At 63.0% G+C, this 21239-nt stretch carries 18 protein-coding genes and 1 riboswitch; of the genes, 15 read left to right on the top strand and 3 right to left on the bottom strand.

Features of this window, described 5'->3' with window-relative positions:
• Positions 1-35: 35 nt before the first annotated feature.
• Positions 36-782: an outer membrane beta-barrel protein gene (locus HU729_RS04765; RefSeq protein ID WP_125929724.1), complete on the bottom strand. Its 747-nt coding sequence runs from the start codon at positions 780-782 to the stop codon at positions 36-38.
• Between the two features lie 163 nt (positions 783-945).
• Positions 946-1149: riboswitch (cobalamin riboswitch) on the top strand.
• 112 nt (positions 1150-1261) lie between these two features.
• Here HU729_RS04765 and HU729_RS04760 point away from each other — a divergent pair.
• The 3 genes from HU729_RS04760 (at position 1262) to HU729_RS04750 (ending at position 4946) form a co-directional block, all read left to right on the top strand.
• Positions 1262-3388: a TonB-dependent receptor gene (locus tag HU729_RS04760; RefSeq protein ID WP_186708631.1), complete on the top strand. Its 2127-nt coding sequence runs from the start codon at positions 1262-1264 to the stop codon at positions 3386-3388.
• 195 nt (positions 3389-3583) lie between these two features.
• Positions 3584-4735 (top strand): DUF1624 domain-containing protein, encoded by a 1152-nt coding sequence (locus HU729_RS04755; RefSeq protein WP_186708629.1) that lies wholly within the window; start codon positions 3584-3586, stop codon positions 4733-4735.
• A gap of 55 nt (positions 4736-4790) precedes the next feature.
• Positions 4791-4946 (top strand): hypothetical protein, encoded by a 156-nt coding sequence (locus tag HU729_RS04750; protein WP_186665180.1) that lies wholly within the window; start codon positions 4791-4793, stop codon positions 4944-4946.
• 18 nt (positions 4947-4964) lie between these two features.
• On the opposite strand, the gene HU729_RS04745 is transcribed toward HU729_RS04750, so the two are convergent.
• Positions 4965-5303 (bottom strand): hypothetical protein, encoded by a 339-nt coding sequence (locus HU729_RS04745; protein ID WP_186708627.1) that lies wholly within the window; start codon positions 5301-5303, stop codon positions 4965-4967.
• A 178-nt stretch (positions 5304-5481) separates the two neighbouring features.
• Here HU729_RS04745 and HU729_RS04740 point away from each other — a divergent pair, with 178 nt between their 5' ends.
• The 8 genes from HU729_RS04740 to HU729_RS04705 all read left to right on the top strand — a co-directional run bounded on the left by HU729_RS04740 (position 5482) and on the right by HU729_RS04705 (position 15630).
• Positions 5482-5961, top strand: coding sequence for a hypothetical protein (locus HU729_RS04740; RefSeq protein WP_186708625.1), 480 nt, complete (start codon positions 5482-5484; stop codon positions 5959-5961).
• Positions 5962-6014: 53 nt separating this feature from the next.
• The gene (locus HU729_RS04735; RefSeq protein ID WP_186708623.1) at positions 6015-8354 is read left to right on the top strand and encodes an AAA family ATPase; all 2340 of its coding nucleotides are present in this window, start codon (positions 6015-6017) and stop codon (positions 8352-8354) included.
• Positions 8351-9154 (top strand): HNH endonuclease domain-containing protein, encoded by an 804-nt coding sequence (locus tag HU729_RS04730; protein WP_238348303.1) that lies wholly within the window; start codon positions 8351-8353, stop codon positions 9152-9154. The genes HU729_RS04735 and HU729_RS04730 overlap by 4 nt, the downstream gene beginning before the upstream one ends.
• 79 nt (positions 9155-9233) lie before the next feature.
• The gene (locus HU729_RS04725; RefSeq protein WP_186708621.1) at positions 9234-10808 is read left to right on the top strand and encodes a sensor domain-containing diguanylate cyclase; all 1575 of its coding nucleotides are present in this window, start codon (positions 9234-9236) and stop codon (positions 10806-10808) included.
• Positions 10809-11103: 295 nt separating this feature from the next.
• On the top strand, positions 11104-11616 hold the full coding sequence (fae, locus tag HU729_RS04720) for a formaldehyde-activating enzyme (protein WP_186665186.1): 513 nt from the start codon (positions 11104-11106) through the stop codon (positions 11614-11616).
• A 9-nt stretch (positions 11617-11625) separates the two neighbouring features.
• Entirely contained in the window at positions 11626-12660 is a 1035-nt protein-coding gene (locus tag HU729_RS04715; RefSeq protein ID WP_186708619.1) for an aldo/keto reductase, read from the top strand.
• Positions 12657-14096, top strand: coding sequence for an NAD-dependent succinate-semialdehyde dehydrogenase (locus HU729_RS04710; protein ID WP_186708617.1), 1440 nt, complete (start codon positions 12657-12659; stop codon positions 14094-14096). The genes HU729_RS04715 and HU729_RS04710 overlap by 4 nt, the downstream gene beginning before the upstream one ends.
• A 175-nt stretch (positions 14097-14271) precedes the next feature.
• Positions 14272-15630 carry an MFS transporter gene (locus HU729_RS04705; protein WP_186708615.1) on the top strand — a complete coding sequence of 453 codons (1359 nt, stop codon included), beginning with the start codon at positions 14272-14274 and terminating at the stop codon, positions 15628-15630.
• Between the two features lie 124 nt (positions 15631-15754).
• Here the strand turns inward: HU729_RS04705 and HU729_RS04700 are convergent, their stop codons facing one another.
• The gene (locus tag HU729_RS04700; RefSeq protein WP_186665194.1) at positions 15755-16216 is read right to left on the bottom strand and encodes a phosphotransferase system, HPr-related protein; all 462 of its coding nucleotides are present in this window, start codon (positions 16214-16216) and stop codon (positions 15755-15757) included.
• A gap of 154 nt (positions 16217-16370) precedes the next feature.
• On the opposite strand from HU729_RS04700, the gene ligD reads away from it, so the two are divergent.
• The 4 genes from ligD to HU729_RS04680 all read left to right on the top strand — a co-directional run bounded on the left by ligD (position 16371) and on the right by HU729_RS04680 (position 21226).
• Positions 16371-18842 carry a DNA ligase D gene (ligD, locus tag HU729_RS04695; RefSeq protein WP_186708613.1) on the top strand — a complete coding sequence of 824 codons (2472 nt, stop codon included), beginning with the start codon at positions 16371-16373 and terminating at the stop codon, positions 18840-18842.
• A gap of 15 nt (positions 18843-18857) precedes the next feature.
• Positions 18858-19898, top strand: a complete 1041-nt coding sequence (locus HU729_RS04690) for an acyl-CoA dehydrogenase family protein (RefSeq protein WP_186708611.1) — start codon at positions 18858-18860, stop codon at positions 19896-19898.
• A gap of 69 nt (positions 19899-19967) precedes the next feature.
• Positions 19968-20567: a class I SAM-dependent methyltransferase gene (locus tag HU729_RS04685; protein ID WP_186708610.1), complete on the top strand. Its 600-nt coding sequence runs from the start codon at positions 19968-19970 to the stop codon at positions 20565-20567.
• Positions 20564-21226: a glycosyltransferase gene (locus tag HU729_RS04680; RefSeq protein ID WP_186708609.1), complete on the top strand. Its 663-nt coding sequence runs from the start codon at positions 20564-20566 to the stop codon at positions 21224-21226. The genes HU729_RS04685 and HU729_RS04680 overlap by 4 nt, the downstream gene beginning before the upstream one ends.
• Positions 21227-21239: the final 13 nt, after the last annotated feature.

The raw sequence follows: 21239 nt of genomic DNA, 5'->3' as shown, positions 1-21239 counted from the left end.
CTGCCCTTACAAACGGCGTACAACCATCGAAGGCGTCAGAACGCCAGGCCGACCTTCACACCAAACTCGTCACGCTTGAGCTTGTTGTTGTCGGCAACCGGCGAGTCCTCGTCGATCTTGTACTCGGTACGGGTGTAGTACACGCCGGCCTGGATCGGCATGCCGCCCTGCTGGTTCATCAGCAGTGTGACTTCGGCATACGGGTTGGTGCGGTCCTTCATGTCGACACTGTCGCTGCCGAAGTCGTCGACCTTCAGGCGTGCACGGCCATCGATGGTATGACGGGCGCCGACCTCGACACGCAGGGTCGAGGCGTCGAACTGGTGGTTGTAACCCAGCGCCGCCTTGGCGAACGGCGACTTGTAGGTCAGCTTGGTATCCAGGTCGTTGATCTCGGGCTCGAAACGGGTCCAGCTGTAGCCACCACCGACGATCACATCGACGAAGTTGCGCGCATCCAGCGCGGCACGCCAGCCAAGGTCGAGGTCGGCTTGTGCCTCCTTGAGCTTGTTGTCGTTCTTCTTGCCGTACTTGGCTTCGGCACCGATCTGGTAGATGAAGCCGGACTCGGCCGTCATCTTGTTGCCGAAGTTGGCGAACACACCGCCTTGGCCCAGGTGCTCCTTGTCGGAGTCGCCGCCGCCTTCGAACTTGAACTTGTCGTAGGAACCGAGCAGGCCGAAGGTGAACAGGGGCTCGGTGCTGGGAGCTGCCATCGCTGCCAGCGGCGCGCCGAGGAGGGCCAGGGCGCAAGTGTGACGCAGCAGTTTTCCAGTGAACATTCGCAAAAGTCTCCATGACGTTGAATAAAAAAGGGCGAACGAGCGGTTCGAGACAACGTCAGTAGGAAAAGTTCGAAAAAAATCCAATAAAAACGCGCAACCCTGCAACCCATCACGTTTTTTCGCCCATCCAAACGATTGACTCCCTCTGCGTTCGATGATCAGATGCGCGCCAGTTTCAGGTGTCCTGCGCCGCCGTGCGCAGGGTGAAACGGGAAGCCGGTGCGTCTTTGCAGACAAGTCCGGCGCTGCCCCCGCAACGGTAAGCGAGCGAATCCTTCGACACACCACTGTGCTCATGCATGGGAAGGTGAAGGCTTCACGACCCTCGCAAGCCCGGAGACCGGCCTGACGCTTCTGTTGGCAAACCCGCGGTGGGCGGGCGCAGGCCGGTGTTCGCGTGCGCGCCTGCGTGCGTGTCTGCTCGTCTTTGCGTTGTTTCCACCGGGATCCATTCATTCCTGAACCCCTGGAACGACATGTCCCGACACTTCAAGCTTCACACCCTGGCCGCCTGCATGGCGGTGTCCCTGCCGGCGCTGGCCGAGCAGCCGCAAGGCAAGGTCCTCGACCTGCCCTCGACGGCGATCACAGAGACCCGCGACGAACAGAGCGTCGACCTGGCAACCCCTACCCAAGCCGGTTCGCGCCTGAACCTCAGCGCCCTGGAAACCCCGGCCAGCACCACCAGCATCACCGCCGAGCAGATCCGGCAGCGCGCCAACCTCACGGTGCAGGATGCAGTGACCCGCTCGCCCGGCATCACCTCCGTCGGCACCCCGGGCAACGGCAACACTGCGCTCTCCGCCCGTGGTTTCAGCGGACACTCTTCGGTGATGACCTTGTTCGACGGTTCGCGCCTGTACACCGGCGCTGGCACCCAGACCTTTCCGGTGGACCCGTGGATGGTCGAGCGCATCGACGTGATCCGAGGCCCCGCCTCGGTACTTTATGGCGAAGGGGCCACGGGCGCGGTGATCAACGTGATCCCGAAAAAACCCTTCGACGGCGAGATCCGCAATCACCTGCGCCTGGGCTATGGCTCATGGGATCGCCAGCAACTGGGCCTGGACAGCGGCGGCAGCCTGAGCGAACGCCTGAGCTACCGCCTGACCCTGAACAAGCAGGAAGGCAATGGCTGGGTCGACCGCACCGACTCTCACAGCCTGGCCTTGAGTGCTGCGTTGCGCTTCGATGCCACCGATGACCTGAGCTTCACGTTGGCCCATGAACGTGGCGACGCACAGCCATCGAACTACTTCGGCACGCCGCTGATCGACGGCCACCTGCGCGACAGCCTGCGCAAGAAGAACTACAACATCCAGAACGACGTGCAGCGCTACCATGACGAATGGACCCGCTTCAACACCGACTGGGCCCTCAGCGACAGCGTCACTGCCAGCAACCAGCTGTACTACATCAAGAGCCGCCGGCATTGGCGCAATGCCGAGGACTACACCTGGGATCCGAGCCGCGAGCAGCTGGAGCGCGCGAGCTACCTGGAGATCAAGCACAACCAGGAGCAGATCGGCGACCGCCAGAGCTTCACCATCGATCACTCGTTGTTCGGGCTGAACAGCAAGACCGTGCTCGGCGCGGAGTACAACAAGATCCGCTTCAATGTCGACAGCAACTCGCCGTACAGCGATGTCGGCGGCGACTACGTCGATCCCTGGAATCCGGCACCGGGCTGGTTCCACAGCCGGAACGTCACACGTGCGCAGACCCTCTCGACGACCCACACCTTCGCCCTGTTCGCCGAGAACCGCACCCAACTGACCGATCGCCTGTCGCTGGTGACCGGTATCCGCCGCGACCAGAACCACATCGACCGTGACAACCTGACCAACGACACTCGCGTCGACCGCAGCCTGCAAGGCGGCAACTGGCGCGCCGGCCTGGTGTTCGCGATAACCGACAACCTGTCGCTGTACGGCCAGTACTCCACCAGCGAAGACGGCGTGAACAACCTCATCAGCCTCAGCCCGAGCCAGATCAACTACGACCTGACCGAATCGAAGCAGACCGAGCTGGGGCTCAAGCAGCGCTTCTGGGATGGGCGCGGTGAATGGACCCTGGCCGCCTATCACATCGTCAAGAAGAAGCTGTTGGTCGACAACCCGATCAGCCATGAGAAACAACAGGCAGGCCAGCAGACCTCCGACGGCCTGGAAGCCGCGCTGGAGCTGGATCTGGGCCACCAATGGCAGGTATCGGCAAACGCCTCGGTGGTCCGCGCCAAGTACGATGATTTCGACGAGATCGTCGGCAGCATCGCCCAGGACCGCGCCGGCAACCGCCCCGCCAACGTCCCGCGCCGTACCGCCAACCTCTGGCTCAACAAAGGCTTCGGCCAGACCGTCGACGCCGGCATTGGCCTGCGCTACATCGACCAGCGCTATGCCGATACCGCCAACGCCTACAGCGTCCCTGGCTACACCGTGGTCGATGCCAATCTCGGCTGGCAGGTACTGCCCGACGTACGCCTTGGCCTGCAATTGAACAACCTGTTCAACCGCGACTACGTGGTTGCCGCGCACAGTGGCGAACAATGGCTGCTGGGCGCGCCGCGCTCGTACTTCGCGACGGTGGACTACAGCTTCTGATGCCGTAGGCCTCGCCGGCCCTATCGAGGGACCAGCCCCCTCCCTCAGGTAATCACCCTCCTGAAGACTGGTGGAGCACCTGTGGGAGCGGCGGTTCGCCGCTGCGACTCGTCCCGCGATAGGGCCCTCAACATCACCACAACAACAAAGATATAAGATAACATTCCAAATCTTACTCAACTCTGTCCCAGACCCATGCCATCCACACCACCCTCTCCCCGCCTGCACAGCATCGACGCCCTGCGCGGCCTGGTCATCCTGTTCATGCTGCTGGACCACGTGCGCGAAACCTTCTTCCTGCATCGTCAGGTCAGCGACCCGATGACCATCGACACCACCGAGCCCGCCCTGTTCGCCAGCCGCGCCCTCGCCCACCTGTGCGCCCCGGTGTTCGTCATGCTGACCGGGCTGAGCGCCTGGCTCTACGGCGAAAAACACCAGGGCCGTGGCGATGTCTCGGCGTTCCTGCTCAAGCGCGGCCTGTTTCTCGTGGTGCTGGAGTTCACCCTGGTCAACTTCGCCTGGACCTTCCAACTGCCGCCCAGCGTGATCTACCTGCAAGTGATCTGGGCCATCGGCCTGAGCATGATCGTGCTGTCGCTGCTGGTGTGGCTGCCGCGCCCGCTGTTGATGGCGCTGGGTATGGCCATCATCGCTGGCCACAACCTGCTCGACAGCCTGCACTTCGCACCCGGCACAATGATGCACGCCCCTTGGGCGATCCTGCATGACCGCGGTTGGCTGGAGGTGTCACAGAACCTGCGGTTGCGAACCTCCTACCCGCTGCTGCCCTGGATCGGTGTGATCGCCCTGGGCTACGCCTTGGGGCCATGGTTCGCGCAAGGTAGCGATACCGCGCAGCGCCAACGCCGGTTGCTGTTCGCCGGCACCGGCGCGCTGCTTGGTTTCCTGGCTCTGCGCCTGGTCAACGGCTATGGCGAGGCCCAGTGGCAGCTCTACCCTGACCTGACCCAGACCCTGATGAGCCTGCTCAACATCACCAAGTATCCACCGTCGCTGCTGTTCCTGCTGCTGACCCTGGGTGTCGGCCTGTTGCTGCTGCGCGTCTTCGAACGCGCCGACCAGGGACGCTGGATCGGCGTGCTGACCGTGTTCGGCAGCGCGCCGATGTTCTTCTACCTGCTGCACCTGTACGCGCTGAAAGTCTTCTACCTGGCCAGCGTCGGCCTGTTCGGGCACAACCAGGGCGAGTATTTCGGTTTCGATAGCGTCGGTGCACTGTGGTTGGTCGCCACATTGCTGGCGGCGGCCCTGTACTGGCCGGTGCGAAAGTTCGCCGGATTCAAGGCCCGCCGCCGAGACATTCGTTGGCTCAAGTATCTGTGAGCGAAAGCGCCCGAATCGTTTACCATCGCCCTTCCCAACGACGGAAACCCCCGAGATGAACAGGATGATTCAGTTCGTGGTGGTGGTCGTGCTCTGCACGGCCATCGGCACGCTCTGCGAACACTTTGGCGTGAACCAGTACCTCAAATGGTTGTTGATGGCGTTGCCCGCGATCGTCTGGGTGCGCTTGCGCAATCCGATGAAGAGCTGATCCCGGGCAACCCAGGGCTCAGTAGTTCGAACGGTCGTAGCCCGATCCGTCAGTTGCGCGGATGAACGCGTCGTAGTAGCTGACCAGGTTACTGCCCTTTTCATAGAGGATGGTGGCAAAGTCGCTCGGTGAAATATTGCCCTGCTCCCAGAACCGATTCATGTCACCGGAAAGCAGGTACGGCAGGTAGTCTTCGTTGACAGTATCGCTGTGAAGATGCGAGCGGCCGAAGTACAGCGCCGAGATCAGGGCAATCTGATCCTCGGCCGTCAAGTTCGACAAAAATGCCTGGGCGTCTTCGGACGAGGCGAAGGGCAGTCTTGGGACGATGTCGCCAATCAGATGGTCGATATGCATGGAGGTCTCCTTGGTAGGTCCGCCCCGTATTAACCGAGTGCAGCAGGCCCCGCGTCAAAAACGCTGTGTTGAGCCTCAACGTGACACCGCAGGACGCTTGCCTAGGCCATTTCCTACACTGCCGTGCCCGCAGGCCTTGCAGTAAACTCATTCCCTCGAACCTCCAGAGCCACCCTCCATGCCTCGCCTGCCGAAACTGCTGCTGCCCTTGCTGTTGCTCACCACCCTCGCTGCCTGCGATCAGAAACCCACCCGCGAGGAGCGGATCCTGGCCAACCTGCCGCTGCAGGAAGCCTACGACCACAACATCGAGCGCATGGCCCAACTGCTGGCGATGACTCACCCGCAGGTGCCGCAGGACAAGATCAAGGAGGTGCTGCACAAGCACCTGACCGTCGAGGACCAACGCAAGGACCTGTTCAAGCTCTACAGCGAGAAGAACTTCAGCGATGCCGAGTTCGACACCATCGTGGCGGCCACCCAGGACCCGCAGAAAGCCCGGCAACTGGGTGAGAGCGAGGAAGGCAAGCGCCTGAGCGAGAAACTTACCGGTTTGATGCGTGCCACAGCGCAGGACAAGCACGTGCAGGCATTGGCTGAAGAGCGCATGCAGCAGGTGGAGGACGAGCTGTCGGAGCTCGCTCCGCGGCAGCCTTGAGCTGATCGGGTATCTTCACGGATCGAATTGAAATACAACATAAGCCATCTTAAATGCATTACGACGAACGCGACCTGATATCCGAGCAACACTTCAAGACCTTGATGTCACTTGCCAACACTCATAAGACCATCAAGCCTGACGATTTGCCCTGGCTGATAATCTTGATGTTATGCGAGCGCCAAAAACATATATTGCGCATGCCAAACATGTGGGAAAAAACGACCCTCGCCCAGAGGCTGTCGTCTCTCAATGACAAGGCAACGCTCGATAACACTTTCTTGTCTAAATATTCAAATGATCTGCTTGAAGACCTTGAGCGCAGAATCATGGAACATCTGGATGCCCACGCGTCCAAGCAAGAAATCCGACACCTGCTGAACTATGCCATCGATATCTTCATTGCCAGACTGATCAATATCGATTACCGGCATCCCAAAGTCGTGGCCACGTTCCTCAATCTGGTCATCCCCAGACTCAGTTCCCCGATGTTGGTAGACATGACGCCGACGACTGCGGAAATCAGTTTGGCCGCGGTAGAAAACCCCTACAACTGTCACATGATAAAGCAACCGCCCTCCGAGCATAGAGGCTTGATAGACCTGAAGTTCGTAAGTACAGCGTCCACCCCGACCTATGTTGAAAACTCTTTACTTAAAAATAAAACTTACGAGGGAGCCGCCTATCTCGTCGATTTCGCGACCCAGAACGAGAGCAAAAGCGGGAACGGAGCCGCCAGCACAGTGTCGCCTGGCGGACTGAAATACCTGCTACTCAACCAAAAAGATGGGCGACTCTTCGTCGTCGCGCCGCACAAAGCACATAACAAGAACACGTCACCTACCAAGATTCTCGATTTTCTGAAACGCCAGGCACATATCGACGCACTCATCGACTTCACCAGCTACAGCCCGGATGGAAAACTCGCCCCTTACTTGCTGATCATCGCCGACACCCGCGCACTGGAGGCCGAACAGCAGGAGCGTCCTACCCTGCACATCAGCGTCGACATGGACAACGAGCAACTGTCATCGCTGGACCCCGTTGAGCGAACTACCCTCGCAGCCGTGATCTTCAACCTCTGGGAAAAACGTTCTGCACCCGATGACGAAATCTTGCCGACACAGGTGCGCAGGATCGTCAACGGTCAGTTCAAAGACGGCTACAGGGACATTGCAGGGCTATGTCGCCAGTCCACCAAGGATGAACCGTTGAAAGCGTCCAAGGGCCAGACTCGGCAGGCAGGGACCGCAAAGAAGCAACCCTCGTTGATGATCGACGCTCAACCTGTCATTGCATTGCTTTCGGCACATCAACCCCCTTCCTGTTGCTACGTCATCGGCAACAACGGCGAGGGCAAAAGCTTTCTTCTGCGCAGTGTCGTCGATACGCTGGGCAGTGAAGGACGCCGAGCCATCGGCATCACCAACGCAAGCTCCGACCGCTTCGATTTCGTCAAGGGTGAGTCATCCACGCACTTCCTCTACCGAGGCCCGCGCAGTTCCAAATCCGTCATTTCCAATGTCGCGCGTGCCCGACAGATAACCCAACGCGTCATCAACATCCATGACGCGAAGCATCGACGGGCTTGGCTCTCTACCTGCCTGGACAAACTCGATCTGTCATCACGTTACTATCTGGTCCGTCAAGGCAAGACCGCGACCACCGACAGTGGCTCGATCGTTCCCCTGAGCAGCAAGATGGCTCAAGGCATCAATGCTGACGATTACGAAATCGCCATGGTTCGCAAGGAGCCTGATGACCACACAGGCAGCCGCCCTGTCATCCCCTTCTCCCACCTCAGCTCCGGTGAGCAGGCCCTCACAACATTACTGATCAACATCATCGAAGCAGCTCAGGCTGATGACGTGATCGTCATCGACGAGCCGGAAATCAGCCTGCACACGGCGTGGCAACAACTGCTGCCGACATTGTTCAGCGACCTGTGCAGCAAGATACAGATCCACTTTCTCGTCGCGACCCACTCCCCGGTGCTCATCGCCAACGCTACCTGGCCAACCGATCACTGTTTCCTGGCCCAGGGAGGGGAACTGCACAGTATTTCCCCCGACAAGCGACGCTCCGTCGAAACCGTATTGCTGGACGGTTTCAAGACCTACACCCCGCATAACCGGGAGGTTCACGAGCGCTGTGCACGCCTGGTCGCCGACACCATTGCACAGGCCAACCAGCCTGCGTCCGAAGCTGATCAGCCGGAGAACACCGCGATCAACGAGTTGCAGGAGCTGCAGAAAATCATCACCACCAGCGAGCGCCACCTTCAAGGACGCCACGCAGACCCGCAAAGCAAGCGCAGCAAGGAAAGTGACCTCGACCTCATCGAGAAAGCCATCGCGGCCATCGACCTCATTGGCAAGGCAGCCAGGCCATGACACGGCAAGAGCATCTCGAGCGCATGCGCACCATCGAGGAGCGCTACAACAGTGTCTGTCACAGCGTAGAAAGACACCGCAAAGGCACCCTGGCCCTGATCAAGGGCTACGAGCTGCGGGTATTGCAGGAGTTCGACAGCCGACAACAGGGCAATGCGCCGTCCGGCGTCGATCACTGGACGCAGTTCTACCATCACGACCGACACAGAACTTCCGGAGTGACAGGCGTGCTCGCCAGGCAACACCTGAGGAAATTCCTGGAGGCCGAACAGGGGCACCTCTGCTGCTACTGTCAGCGTCCACTGTTCAATATCGCCAATGCCAAACCTATCGAGCACATCCTGCCCAGGTCAGCGTTCGTCCAGTACAGCTTCCACTTCTGGAATCTTGCCGTTGCCTGCGTCGACTGCAACCTGCTCAAAAGCGACGACGTCTGGCTCGACCCAACAGCCCCGGTGTTGCGCCATTACCCGCAGCCAGACAGTTTCACCGGCATGTACCACCCTCGGTTCCATTTGTTCGCCGACCACGTCAAGTTCTTCCGCATTCAGACCAACGACCTGATCATCAGCCTCTACGTCGGCATCACGGCTCAAGGCAGAGCACTGTGCAACCGTTTGCTCAGGCAGGTTGCGGCCAAGGAAATCGTTACTTACAGCAACCCGGTGCTCAAACAGAGCCTGAACACCATCAACAGCACCGGGGAGGATCTTGGCGAAGAGGTCTTGACTGCGGTTGAAGCATTCCAGAGCGCGCTGGCGAAAAAGACACTGGAACTCGTACAGATTGGCCAACCCTGAGCAGCAGATGGTTACCCGATAGCGTCAGACACACATTGCGCGTAAGGTTATCCGCAACGTCCCACCAGCGAGATCCAGATTGCCACACGCCAAGAAAGGCCTGCGCCTGGACCTGCGCACGCTCATCCTCCTGTTGTCGACACTCACCGCCGTGGTAATGCTGCTGACCAGCTATTTCGCCAGCTACCGGGTGCAGCGCCAACTGCTGATCGATCACTCGCTGGAATCGAACTGGGTGTATGCGGCCAAGCTGGCATCGATCACCGAACTGTTCCTGGAAGGCGCGCTCAAGCAGCTTGCCTTCAGTGCCGAGAACAGCGAAGGGATGCTTGACGACACGGCCCGCCTGCAACGCGAAAGTGAACGCCTGCTGGCCCAGAGCAATGCCTTCAACTCCACCTTCTTCGTCGACAGTGAAGGTATCCTGCGAGCGGTCTCGCCCGCGCCCCTGCGCACCATGCTCGGACAGCGCATGGAGACGCCGGGGGCATTGGAAGCGCTGCGCGAACGCCGGGCGCTGATCTCGACGCCGTTCATTTCCCAGGCCAACAACCTCGTGGTGGTCGCCTCGCAGCCGATCTTCGCCGAGGACGGCCGCTACCTCGGGTATGTCGGCGGCAGCCTCTACCTGCGCCAACACAACATCCTCAACAGCCTGCTGGGCGAACACTTCTACCAGGATGGCTCCTATCTCTACGTGGTCGATCACAACCGCCGCCTGCTCTATCACCCGGACGCCGAACGGGTAGGCACGGTGGTTAAGGACAACCCCATGATCGATCAACTGCACAACAAAGACAGCGGCACCCAGCAGTTCACCAACAGCCTGGGGGTCGAGATGGTCGCAGGTTTCGCCACGGTGCCAGTCAGCGGCTGGACCATCGTCGCCCAGCAGCCGCTGACCAAGACCGTGCAACCGTCGCAACGGCTGATCCTCAACGTGGTCGGCATTTCCGTCCCCCTCGCCTTGCTCGGCGGCCTTGCCCTGTGGTCGCTCGCGCTGACCATCACCCGGCCACTCTGGCAACTGGCTGCCGGCGCCCGCGGCCTGGACAAGGCCGACACCCACGAACGCATCCATGCCGTGCGAGCCTGGTATTTCGAGGCTGCCGAGCTCAAGCGCGCCCTGCTGTTCGGGTTGAACCTGTTGCAGGAGCGCATCGGACGCCTGAACCGCGATGCGCAGACCGACCCGCTCACCGGCCTTGGCAACCGTCGCCGCCTGGACCTGAGCCTGTCGCTGCTGCAGGCCGATAATCGCACCTTCTGTGTCATCGTCCTGGATATCGATCACTTCAAGCGCATCAACGATCAATACGGTCACGATGTTGGCGACCAGGTGCTGCGCTCGCTGGCCGAGCTGATGCGCACCTGTTGCCGCGAAGGCGATGTGCTGTGCCGCACCGGTGGCGAGGAGTTTCTCATGCTGCTGCCCGGTGCCAGCCTGGAGGTCGCGCAAAGCGTTGCCGAACGCCTGCGCCGGGTGGTGCAGGACACCCCCTTCGAACCGGTCGGTGCCGTGACCATCTCGCTCGGTGTCGCCTGCTGGCCTGGCGGCGAGGACGACCCAGCAGACGCCTTGAGCAAGGCCGACCGCGCCCTGTATGCGGCCAAGCACAGCGGCCGCAACCGCGTCAGCCTCAGCGCCAGCTGAATTCACCTCGGCATCGATCACTTGCCGTTGCCCTCGTGCCAGTAAAACCGGCGCTATGACTTGCCCTCATACCCCCTTGATTTCTTCTCCCTACTGCCCCGCGCTCCCCGCCTGATACAAATCCTCACGACTGGCCCCGCCAGCACGGCTCGCCCAACAACAACAAAGAGCGTCGCACCATGCCTGCATTGCAGATACCCCTTCGCCCTTGTTGCGTAACGAGCACCTGATTTCGCGCCTCGCGCGGCAGGTGCCGCCGAGGCTTCGTTCTCCTGTGAGTGATCGAGGTTTTTTCATGAAGCAACTTGCCCTGTACATCGGCGAAGGTTTCGAAGGCCCCGGCGTCAACGCCGCGCACATCAACATCATGATGGGGCCACGCAACGGCCCGGCCGGCCAGGCCTTCGCCAACAGCCTGGCCTCTCCCAGCCAGGGCCACTGCCCGTTCATGGTCATCGCCCAGCCGAACATCCCGGTCAAACCCATGACCCTGTACGTCAACAAGGCGGTGATCGGCGGCGACCTGCACGCCAACGCCACCTGGGGCGCGTCCCAGGCCGGTATCGCCAAGGCGGTCACCGAAGCCCTGCTCGACGGCACCCTGCCGGCCGAAGCCGAGGATGAATGGGCCATCGTCACCGCCAACTGGGTCAACCCGGCCTGCGACGACCTCGATGCCGTCTACCTGAACAACTACAGCGCCTGCCGCACCGCGATCCGCGCCGCCCTCCAGGGCCTGCCGACCCGCGCGCAGCTGGCCGATGTGGTCAACCAGATCGCCAACCCCTTCTACACCCCGAAAGCCTGAGGTCCGACCATGCAATACATCCGTCTGGGCCACTCCGGCCTGCAAGTCTCCAAGCTGTGCCTGGGCACCATGAACATGGGCACACCGCAGTGGAAGCCGTGGATCTTCGACGAAGCGGCCAGCGAGCCGATCGTGCGTCACGCGCTGGACAAGGGGGTGAACTTCATCGACCTGGCTGACTTCTATTCCGCTGGCGTCGGCGAGGAAGTGGTCGGGCGTATCCTCAAGCGCCTGGTGCGTCGTGACGACGTGGTGGTGACCACCAAGGTCGGCTACGGCACCCGCAATGGCATCAACGCCAGTGGCCATTCGCGCAAGCACATCCTCGACGGCATCGACGCCTCGCTGCAACGCGCCGGCATGGATTACTTCGACGTCTACATGCTGCATTTCTTCGATGTGAACACCCCCGTCGAAGAAACCATGGAGGCGCTCAACGACATCGTCCGCGCCGGCAAGGCCCGCTACATCGGGGTATCGACCATGCTCACCGGGCAACTGGCGAAAATCCTCCTGGCCTGCGAGCGCCATGGCTGGGCCAAACCGATCAACATGCAGTTGCAGCTCAACTGCGCCTACCGTGAAGAAGAACGCGAGATGATTCCGTTCTGCCGCGACCAGGGCCTGGGCGTCTCGGTGTTCAGCCCGCTGGCCCGCGGCCTGCTGACCGGCGACGTGCAGTCGACCCGCAACCAGACCGATTTCTTCACCCAGCAGATGTACAGCGACGAAGCCTCGTTCGCCATCGCCCGCTCGGTGCAGCGCGTGGCCCAGCGTCACGGCGTGTCCAACGCCCAGGTAGCCCAGGCCTGGGTCCTGCAGCACCCTGGCGTGGACAGCATGCTGGTCGGCGCGGACTCCACGGCGCAGTTCGACAGCGCCCTGGCAGCACTGGACATGCGCCTGGACGAAGAGGACCTGTACGAACTGGAGCGCAACTACACGCCCTGCGACCTGATCAACGACTACACCGCCGGCAAGCGCATCCTGCGTGTCGGCCGCCCGCCACGCGGCGACTTCGCGATCCAGGAGGCAGTGGCATGAGGACGCTGCTCAAGACAGGACACTACATCGATGGGCAATGGCTCAGTGGCGGCGCCACCTATCCCGTGATCAACCCGGCCACGGGCGAAACCCTGGCCCAGGTGCCGCGCGGCGGCGCCGAGGAAACCAAGGCGGCCATCGCCGCCGCCGAACGTGCCCTGCCCGCCTGGCGCGGCAAGCTGGCCAAGGAACGTGCGCAGATCCTGCGCCGCTGGTCCGAACTGATGCTCGAGCAACGCGACGCTCTCGCCGCCCTGCTCAGCCGTGAGCAAGGCAAGCCGCTGGCCGAAGCCAAGGGCGAAGTGGCCTATGCAGCGAGCTTTCTCGAATGGTTCGCCGAGGAAGGCCGGCGTGTGTACGGCGATATCATTCCCACGCCCAAGGCCGACGCGCGGGTGCTGGTGACCAAGGAGCCGATCGGCGTGGTCGCGGCGATCACGCCATGGAACTTCCCCCTGGCGATGGTCACCCGCAAGGTCGGCCCAGCCCTGGCGGCCGGCTGCACGCTGATCCTCAAGCCCTCCGAAGAGACGCCACTGTCAGCCTTCGCCCTGGCGCTGCTGGCCGAGCAGGCCGGCGTACCGGCAGGTGTGTTCAACATCGTTTCCGGCGACGCCCCGGCCATCGGCGGCGCGCTGCAGGCCTCGACCGTGGTGCGCAAGCTGTCGTTCACCGGCTCCACCCGCACTGGCAAGCTGCTGATGCGCCAAGCCGCCGACACCTTGAAAAAGGTCTCGCTGGAGCTGGGCGGCAATGCCCCGTTCATTGTCTTCGACGACGCCGACCTCGACGCCGCCGTACGCGGGGCCATGGCCTCGAAGTTCCGCAATACCGGGCAGACCTGCGTGTGTGTCAACCGCTTCTATATCCAGGACGGTGTGTACGAAGCCTTCACCCGCAAGCTTGCCGAAGCCGTGCAAGCCTTGCGCGTCGGTGATGCGCTGCAGGGCGAGACCGAGCAAGGCCCGCTGATCAACGCTGCGGCGCTGGCCAAGGTGGAGCAGCACGTGGGCGACGCGCTCGAGCACGGCGCGCGCCTGCTCTGTGGTGGCCGTCGGCATGCGTTGGGCGGCACTTTCTACGAGCCGACAGTGCTGGCCGAAGCCACGGCGGACATGCTGATCGCCAGCGAGGAGACCTTCGGCCCCGTGGCGGCATGCCTGCGCTTCCAGGACGAGGCCCAGGTCCTGCGCCTGGCCAACGACACGCCCTATGGCCTGTCGGCGTACTTCTACAGCCGCGACATCGGCCGCGTCTGGCGCATGGCCGAGGGCCTGGAGGCCGGGATCGTCGGGGTCAACGAAGGGATCATCTCCACCGAGGTGGCGCCCTTTGGTGGCATCAAGGAGTCGGGCATGGGCCGTGAAGGCTCCAAGTACGGCCTGGAGGACTACCTGGAGATCAAGTACGTGCTGATGGGTGGACTGAACAGCTGACCCTGCCTTTGTAGGAGCAACTGTCTTGCTCAAAATCAAGGCCAGCCCAAAAATCCCTGTGGGAGCGGGCTTGCCCGCGAATGCAATAGTGACGGCACCGACGCATTCGCGGGCCAGCCCGCTCCTACGAGGACCGCAACGCCCCTGACCCAAACAATAACAACGAGGTGTCAACATGACGGGACAGACAGTCAAGATCGACGACCTGCCGATCGGACGTTTTCATATCAAGATCGCCGGCCTGACCTTCGGCGCGCATTTCACCGACGGCTATATCCTCGGCCTGATCGGTATCGCCTTCACCCTGATCAATCCGCAGATGCAGTTGAGCCCGTTATGGCAGGGGCTGATCGGCGCCTCGGCGTTGCTCGGGCTTTTCCTGGGCAGCCTGTTCTTCGGCTGGATCTCCGACCGACTGGGGCGCCAGAAGATTTTCCTGATCAGTTTCGTGCTCATCACCCTCGCCTCGGTGATGCAGTTCTTCGTCGAGACGGCAACGCAACTGTTCCTTTGCCGGGTACTGATCGGCATTGGGCTTGGCGGCGACTTCAGCGTCGGCCACGCCATGCTTGCCGAGTTCTCGCCGCGCAAGCACCGTGGCGTGCTGCTGGGCTCGTTCAGCGTGATCTGGACCTTCGGTTATGTCGCCGCAACCTTCGTCGGCACGGCCCTGCTGCCGCTGGGCGACGATGCCTGGCGCTGGATGCTGGCGTCCTCGGCCATTCCGGCAGCAATGATCCTCATCGCCCGTATCGGCACGCCGGAATCGCCACGCTGGCTGATGCACCAGGGCCGCGCCGAGGAAGCCCGCGCCATCGTACGCAAGCACCTGGGCGCCAACGTGGTACTCGACGACGAAGTCGCCCGACCCAGCCACAGCGGTTTCGCCGCCCTGTTCAGCCGTGAGTACCGCAAGCGCACGGCGTTCAACTGCCTGTTCTTCATCTGCATCGTCATGCCTTACTTCGCCATCTACACCTTCCTGCCAGCGATCCTGCAGAAGATGGGGCTGGCCGAAGGCTTCGGCACCGAGATGATGCTCAATGCCCTGCTGATCGTCGGCGCACTGCTGGGGATCTGGTGCACCATCAAATTCAGCCGCCGCGGCTTTCTGATCAACAGCTTCCTGATCCTGGCGGCGGCGCTGTTCCTGCTGGTGCTAATGCCCAGCAGCATGGCCTGGGCGATGGTGGCGATGGTGGCGCTGTTCGGGCTGTTCACCCTGGTGCTGTCGGCGGTGAGCAACCTGGTCGGTGTGTACCCGGCCGAGAGCTTCCCCACCGAAGTGCGCGCCAGCGGCATCGGTTTGGCCACCGCAGCAAGCCGGCTGGGATCGGCGATCAGTACCTTCCTGCTGCCGGTGAGCGTGGCCGGGATCGGCCTGAATCCGACCATGGCGATCCTCGCCGGGATCCTGCTGTTCGGGGCACTGGTGTCGATGGCCTGGGCGCCGGAAACCAAGAGCCTGTCGTTGGCCGAGGCCTGTCGTGGGGAGGAGAACCCTGCGCCGGCGGGCAAAGTGGCGGCGGCCTGATCGGGCAGTGTCGCTGTTTCGCGGGCAAGTCACAGCCCTCCCGGGAGCAAGGCCGGTGTGAGGGAATCCGCAGCGAAGCGCAGGGCCGGATGATCGGCTGTTGCAGGAACAGCATGCTCGTTTATCACGGCTCGCGCCTGTCATCTTCAGAGCTGACATCGTCGGTCCACGGCTCGCCGTCCAACGGTGCCGAGCGAGCCAGCTCAGCCTCGTCCAGGCCAATGCCGCCACCGATCTCGTGAGCGTCTACCTGACGCAGAGTCTGGTCGGCAGGTCTGCTACCGCTGCCAGGCTCATGCGGATCACGAGCACCGGTTTCATCGAACAGCGTGTCCGGGCTCAGGTCGTCCAGGGTGACATTGTCCTCGTGCAGGCTGTCGCTCAAGGCCTCGCCACCGGTCATGCCGCTTTCGGCAACACGTCGGGGCGGATAGTCCTCGGCGATCTCACGCGCCGGACGCTCGTCGCCGACACGCCCCTGGCGTTCATCGCGGCGCTCACTGAAATCCAGCTCGTGGACGCTTCCCATGCGGTCCTCGGTGTCATCGATCTCGACCTGCGGTCTTGGGTCATCAGGTGTAGGCATGAGTGTTCTCCGATTGGGGGCTTCACTCGGTCGACTCCCACGCAGGGAAATGATTCAGAGTTTCTTGCTACGCCCTGCTCCGCGCTTTTATTGAACTCCGCGCAGTATCGCCGCCTCCCAACCTTGAGACCCGCGAACCCTCCCGGAGCCCGCCATGGCCAAGCCCCTGCAGGAGTACCATCGCAAGCGCGACTTCAACGCCACCTCCGAACCGCTAGGCAAACACGCCAAGCCACGCTCGGCGCACGCGCTGCAGTACTGCATCCAGAAACACGACGCCAGCCACCTGCACTACGACTTGCGCCTGGAACTCGACGGCACCTTGAAAAGCTGGGCAATCCCCAAGGGGCCCTCCCTGGACCCCAAGGTCCGGCGCCTGGCGGTGCATGTCGAGGATCACCCGCTGGACTACGCCAACTTCGAAGGGCACATCCCGGACGGTCACTACGGCGCTGGCGATGTGATCGTCTGGGACCGGGGCATCTGGGAACCCGAAGGCGACCCGCGTCAAGCCTATGCCAAGGGCAAGCTGCGCTTTCGCCTGCAGGGCGAGAAACTGTCGGGGGTCTGGAACCTGTTCCGCACCCAGCTGGCCGGCAAGAAGGAGCAATGGATGCTGGTCAAGTCAAATGACGGGCGAGCGCGCAGCGAGGTCGACTACAGCATCGTCGAAGCCCTGCCCGACAGCGTCCTCAGCGAGCGCAGTCTGCCGCCAAGGCGTCCGGCCAAGACAACCTCCGCCAGCCCGCGCAAGCACAAGGCCCGCGCCAAAGCCCTGCCCGACAAGCTCCAGCCGCAACTGGCCACCTTGGTCGATTCCCCCCCCAGCGGCGACTGGCGCTATGAAGTCAAGTTTGATGGCTACCGCATCCTCGCGCGCATCGACGGTGACGACGTACGCCTGTTCACCCGCAATGGCCACGACTGGAGTGCGAAGATGCCCCGTCAGGTCGAGGCGCTAAAGGCGCTCGGGCTCGACGCCGCGTGGCTGGATGGCGAAATGGTGGTGGTCGATGACAATGGCGTCGCCGATTTCCAGGCGTTGCAGAATGCCTTCGACACCGAGCACGACGAACGCATCACCTATTACCTGTTCGACCTGCCCTGGCTGGGGCGAGAGGACCTGCGCGAACTACCGCTAAAGGCGCGTCGCGACACCTTGGCCCGGCTGCTGGAAGACAACGCATCGCCGGTGCTCAGGTACTCCGCAGACTTCGAGGAGCCGGTCGACTCGCTGCTCGACAGCGCCTGCCGCCTGCAACTGGAGGGCCTGATCGGCAAACGCGCCGACAGCCCCTACGTGGGCCGACGCAGCAGCGACTGGGTCAAGCTCAAGTGCAAGCAGCGCCAGGAATTCGTGATCGTCGGCTACACCGACCCCAAGGGCAGCCGCCACGGCTTCGGCGCCCTGCTGCTGGCCCTGCATGACCACGATAGCGGCCAGTTGCGCTACGTCGGCAAGGTCGGCACCGGCTTCAGCGCCGCCACCCTGGACAGCATCCTCGCTCGCCTCAAGCCGCTGCGGACCGCCAAAGCGCCGTTGCCCAGCCCCCCCACCGGCGCCGAAGTCCGCGGCGTGCACTGGCTCAAGCCTCATCTGCTGGCCGAAGTGGCCTATGCCCAGATGACCCGCGAAGGCATCGTGCGCCACGCGGTGTTCCATGGCCTGCGCGACGACAAGCCCGCCACCGCCATCGACCTGGAGAAAGCGATGCCCGCCAAGCGCGCAGCACAGCCACAACCGAAGGCGCCGGGCAGCCTGCGCCTGACCCACCCCGACCGCGTGGTTGACGCAACCATCGGTGCAACCAAGCGCCAGGTCGCCGAGTACTACGCCCAGGTCGCCGACTGGCTGCTGCCTCAGCTCAAGGATCGGCCCGTCGCCCTGGTCCGGGCACCGGATGGCCTGGCTGGCGAGTTGTTCTTCCAGAAGAATGCCGGCCAGCTGCACATTCCCAAGGTGCTCAGCTACAGCAAGGCCCAGGCCGGCCAGGCGGCCATGGTGCTCAACCGCGCCGACAGCCTGCTCGGCGCGGTGCAGATGAATACCCTCGAACTGCACACCTGGAACGCCACCAACAAAGACTTCGACAAGCCCGACCGCTTCGTGCTCGACCTCGACCCAGACCCCGCGCTGCCCTGGAAAGCCATGCTCGAAGCCACCCAACTGACCCTGACCCTGCTCGATGAACTGGGCCTGAAGGTGTTTCTCAAGACCAGCGGCGGCAAGGGGATACACCTGGTCGTGCCGCTGACCCGGCGTGCGGGCTGGGATGAGGTAAAGGATTTCAGCCATGCCTTGGTCGAGCACATGGCCGCGCTGTTCCCTGATCGCCTCAGTGCCGTTTCCGGCCCGAAGAATCGGGTCGGGCGGATCTTCATCGACTACCTGCGCAACGGCAAGGGCGCCACCACCGTAGCGGCTTATTCGCTGCGCGCTCGCGAAGGCCTGCCGGTTTCGGTGCCGATCTGGCGCGAAGAGCTGAGCCAGCTCAAAGGCGCTGACCAATGGAATATCGGCAACCTGCACGAGCGTCTTGCACAGGTCGACGACCCTTGGTCCGAAATGGCCAGGACCCGCCAATCCATCACCGCGCGCATGCGCAAGCAACTGGGAATCGAGTGAAGGAGCGCCAAGCCGATGAGCACCGCCCATGACTTCGACCGGGTCCGCCTCGATCACCTGTTGCGCCCTTTCAGCGCGCGACGGCAGGCGATCGATCTCGACACCCAGCTACCAGAGCTGCTGCACATGCTGCAGGCCGATCACCTCGACCGCCTGCCGCTGCCGGGCCAGGGCCGTACCCTGGAACGCTGGAGGATCCTGGCGCGGGTCGCCGGCTGCGACCTGGCCCTGGCCAAGCTCTACGAGGGCCATACGGACGCCCTGGCGATCCTCAGTGAATGCGCCGCCGAGCACCACGCCGACGACGGGATCTGGGGCGTGTGGGCTGCCGAACCACCGGATGCTCGCACCCGCATCGTCGCCCGGGACGGCGACCAGGTTCGCCTGCAAGGCCGCAAAGCCTGGTGTTCGGGGGCATTGCAGATCGATCGCGCGCTGGTGACCGCCTGGGACGACGAGCAGCCACAGTTGGTGGCCATCGAGCTCTCCCATCCCAGCCAGCGCATTCAGGCCGAGCACTGGCAGGCCGTTGGCATGGCCACCACCACCAGCGTCACCCTCGAGTTCGATGATTCGCCGGGGCTGGCCATCGGCGCGCCCGGCCAATACCTGTCCCGCCCAGGATTCTGGCAAGGCGGCGCGGGCATTGCCGCCTGCTGGTATGGCGCAGCCGAAGCCTTGGCGGACTACCTGCGCGAACACTGCGTCAAACCCCGACCCGACCCACACGCCGATGCCCACTTGGGCGCGGTCGACGCCGTCTTGTTCGGTGCCCGCGCCGCCCTGCGCGAATGCGCTGCCTGGATCGATCGGCACCCCCATGACGATGCCAGTTTCCAGGTGCGCCGCACCCGCGCTCAGGTCGAGCATGCCGTCGAGCAGGTCATCTGGCATGTCGGCCGAGCGCTGGGCGCCACGCCGTTCTGTCGCAACAGCCATTTCGCCCGGCTCAGCGCCGACCTGCCGGTATACCTGCGTCAAAGTCACGCTGAGCGCGACCTCGCCGAGCTGGGCCAGCAGCTGACCGGCATGCCGGCAGGCGCATGGCAACTATGAGCCAGCACCTGATTCAGGCAGCCACCGGCTGCATCCCTTGCAACCGTTCCTGCCCGCAATGGAGTCACCATGAGCCTCGATGCGCAGTATTTCGCCAACCTGTATGCCGACAACGATGACCCATGGGCCTTTCGTACCCGCTGGTACGAACGGCGCAAGCGCGACCTGACCCTGGCCAGCCTGCCCCGCCAGTGCTACGAGCGTGTGTTCGAGCCGGCGTGCGCCAACGGCGAGCTCAGCGTGCTGCTGGCCGAGCGCTGCGCCGACCTGCTGTGCCAGGACATCGACGCCACCGCCGTGGCACTGGCCCGCCAGCGCTTGGCGGGAGTGAACCATGCCTGCGTCGAGCAAGGGCACCTGCCGGGCGACTGGCCCGGCGGACAATTCGACCTGATCGTGCTGAGCGAAATCGGCTACTACCTGGACCCCACCGACTGGCTGCAGGTGATCGAGCAATCGGTGGCCAGCCTGACCTATGACGGCGGCCTGCTGGTGTGCCACTGGCGCCATCCCATCGCCGGTTGCCCTCAGGATGGGCGTGAGGTCCACGCTCTGCTTGCCCGGCATTTGCCGCTGTATCCGCTGTTGCGCCACGAAGAGGCGGATTTCCTGCTCGAATACTGGTCGTGCCAACCCAGCGTCGTAGACCTGGACGAGACTTGCCCATGATCGCCGTCATCATTCCCGCCCACAACGAAGCCCGCCGCCTCGGGCACTGCCTGCGCGCCGTCACGCAGGCGGTGGCACGGGCCAAGGCGGCGGGCCTGGTGGCCGAGGTCCTGGTGGTGCTCGATCGCTGCACCGACGCCAGCGCACGCATCGCTCGCCGTCATGGCGTGCACACTCTGGAGCTGCAGGCCGGCAACGTCGGCATTGCCCGACGCCAGGGCGCTGCGTGGATGATCGAGCGCGGCGCGCGGTGGCTGGCCTTTACCGACGCCGACAGTCGCGTGCCCGAGCACTGGCTGGTATCGCAGTTGCAATGGCACGCTGACGCTGTCTGCGGCACGGTGCACATCGAGCGCTGGCAGCCCTGGCAGAACGCCGCCCTGCGCCAGCTATACCGCAGCCGTTACCAAGCCCGGGACGGGCACCGGCACATCCATGGTGCCAACCTGGGCGTGTGCGCCAAGGCCTATGAGCGCGTTGGCGGATTCCAACCATTGCCAGCCGATGAAGATGTGCAACTGGTGCTGGCCTTGGAAGCCAGTGGCGCGCAGATCGTCTGGACCGCAGCGCACAGCGTGGCCACCAGCAGTCGGCGGGACAGCCGGGCTCGCCAAGGCTTCGGCGATTACCTGAGCGCTCTGGAGGGCCTGATGCGGTAGGGTGCGCTCCCGC

This window comes from Pseudomonas sp. RW10S2 (genome assembly GCF_014268985.1).
GTDB lineage: Bacteria > Pseudomonadota > Gammaproteobacteria > Pseudomonadales > Pseudomonadaceae > Aquipseudomonas > Aquipseudomonas wayambapalatensis.
This window is presented reverse-complemented; position numbering and strand designations above follow the sequence as displayed.

What these genes read in the sequence shown, in the direction of transcription:
- HU729_RS04730 (WP_238348303.1), top strand. Translation starts at nt 8,351, where the DNA reads ATGACACGGCAAGAGCATCTCGAGCGCATGCGCACCATCGAGGAGCGC.
- HU729_RS04765 (WP_125929724.1), bottom strand. Translation starts at nt 782, where the DNA reads ATGTTCACTGGAAAACTGCTGCGTCACACTTGCGCCCTGGCCCTCCTC.
- HU729_RS04710 (WP_186708617.1), top strand. Translation starts at nt 12,657, where the DNA reads ATGAGGACGCTGCTCAAGACAGGACACTACATCGATGGGCAATGGCTC.
- HU729_RS04680 (WP_186708609.1), top strand. Translation starts at nt 20,564, where the DNA reads ATGATCGCCGTCATCATTCCCGCCCACAACGAAGCCCGCCGCCTCGGG.
- HU729_RS04735 (WP_186708623.1), top strand. Translation starts at nt 6,015, where the DNA reads ATGCATTACGACGAACGCGACCTGATATCCGAGCAACACTTCAAGACC.
- HU729_RS04700 (WP_186665194.1), bottom strand. Translation starts at nt 16,216, where the DNA reads ATGCCTACACCTGATGACCCAAGACCGCAGGTCGAGATCGATGACACC.
- HU729_RS04750 (WP_186665180.1), top strand. Translation starts at nt 4,791, where the DNA reads ATGAACAGGATGATTCAGTTCGTGGTGGTGGTCGTGCTCTGCACGGCC.
- HU729_RS04745 (WP_186708627.1), bottom strand. Translation starts at nt 5,303, where the DNA reads ATGCATATCGACCATCTGATTGGCGACATCGTCCCAAGACTGCCCTTC.
- ligD (WP_186708613.1), top strand. Translation starts at nt 16,371, where the DNA reads ATGGCCAAGCCCCTGCAGGAGTACCATCGCAAGCGCGACTTCAACGCC.
- HU729_RS04685 (WP_186708610.1), top strand. Translation starts at nt 19,968, where the DNA reads ATGAGCCTCGATGCGCAGTATTTCGCCAACCTGTATGCCGACAACGAT.
- fae (WP_186665186.1), top strand. Translation starts at nt 11,104, where the DNA reads ATGAAGCAACTTGCCCTGTACATCGGCGAAGGTTTCGAAGGCCCCGGC.
- HU729_RS04760 (WP_186708631.1), top strand. Translation starts at nt 1,262, where the DNA reads ATGTCCCGACACTTCAAGCTTCACACCCTGGCCGCCTGCATGGCGGTG.
- HU729_RS04705 (WP_186708615.1), top strand. Translation starts at nt 14,272, where the DNA reads ATGACGGGACAGACAGTCAAGATCGACGACCTGCCGATCGGACGTTTT.
- HU729_RS04715 (WP_186708619.1), top strand. Translation starts at nt 11,626, where the DNA reads ATGCAATACATCCGTCTGGGCCACTCCGGCCTGCAAGTCTCCAAGCTG.
- HU729_RS04755 (WP_186708629.1), top strand. Translation starts at nt 3,584, where the DNA reads ATGCCATCCACACCACCCTCTCCCCGCCTGCACAGCATCGACGCCCTG.
- HU729_RS04740 (WP_186708625.1), top strand. Translation starts at nt 5,482, where the DNA reads ATGCCTCGCCTGCCGAAACTGCTGCTGCCCTTGCTGTTGCTCACCACC.
- HU729_RS04690 (WP_186708611.1), top strand. Translation starts at nt 18,858, where the DNA reads ATGAGCACCGCCCATGACTTCGACCGGGTCCGCCTCGATCACCTGTTG.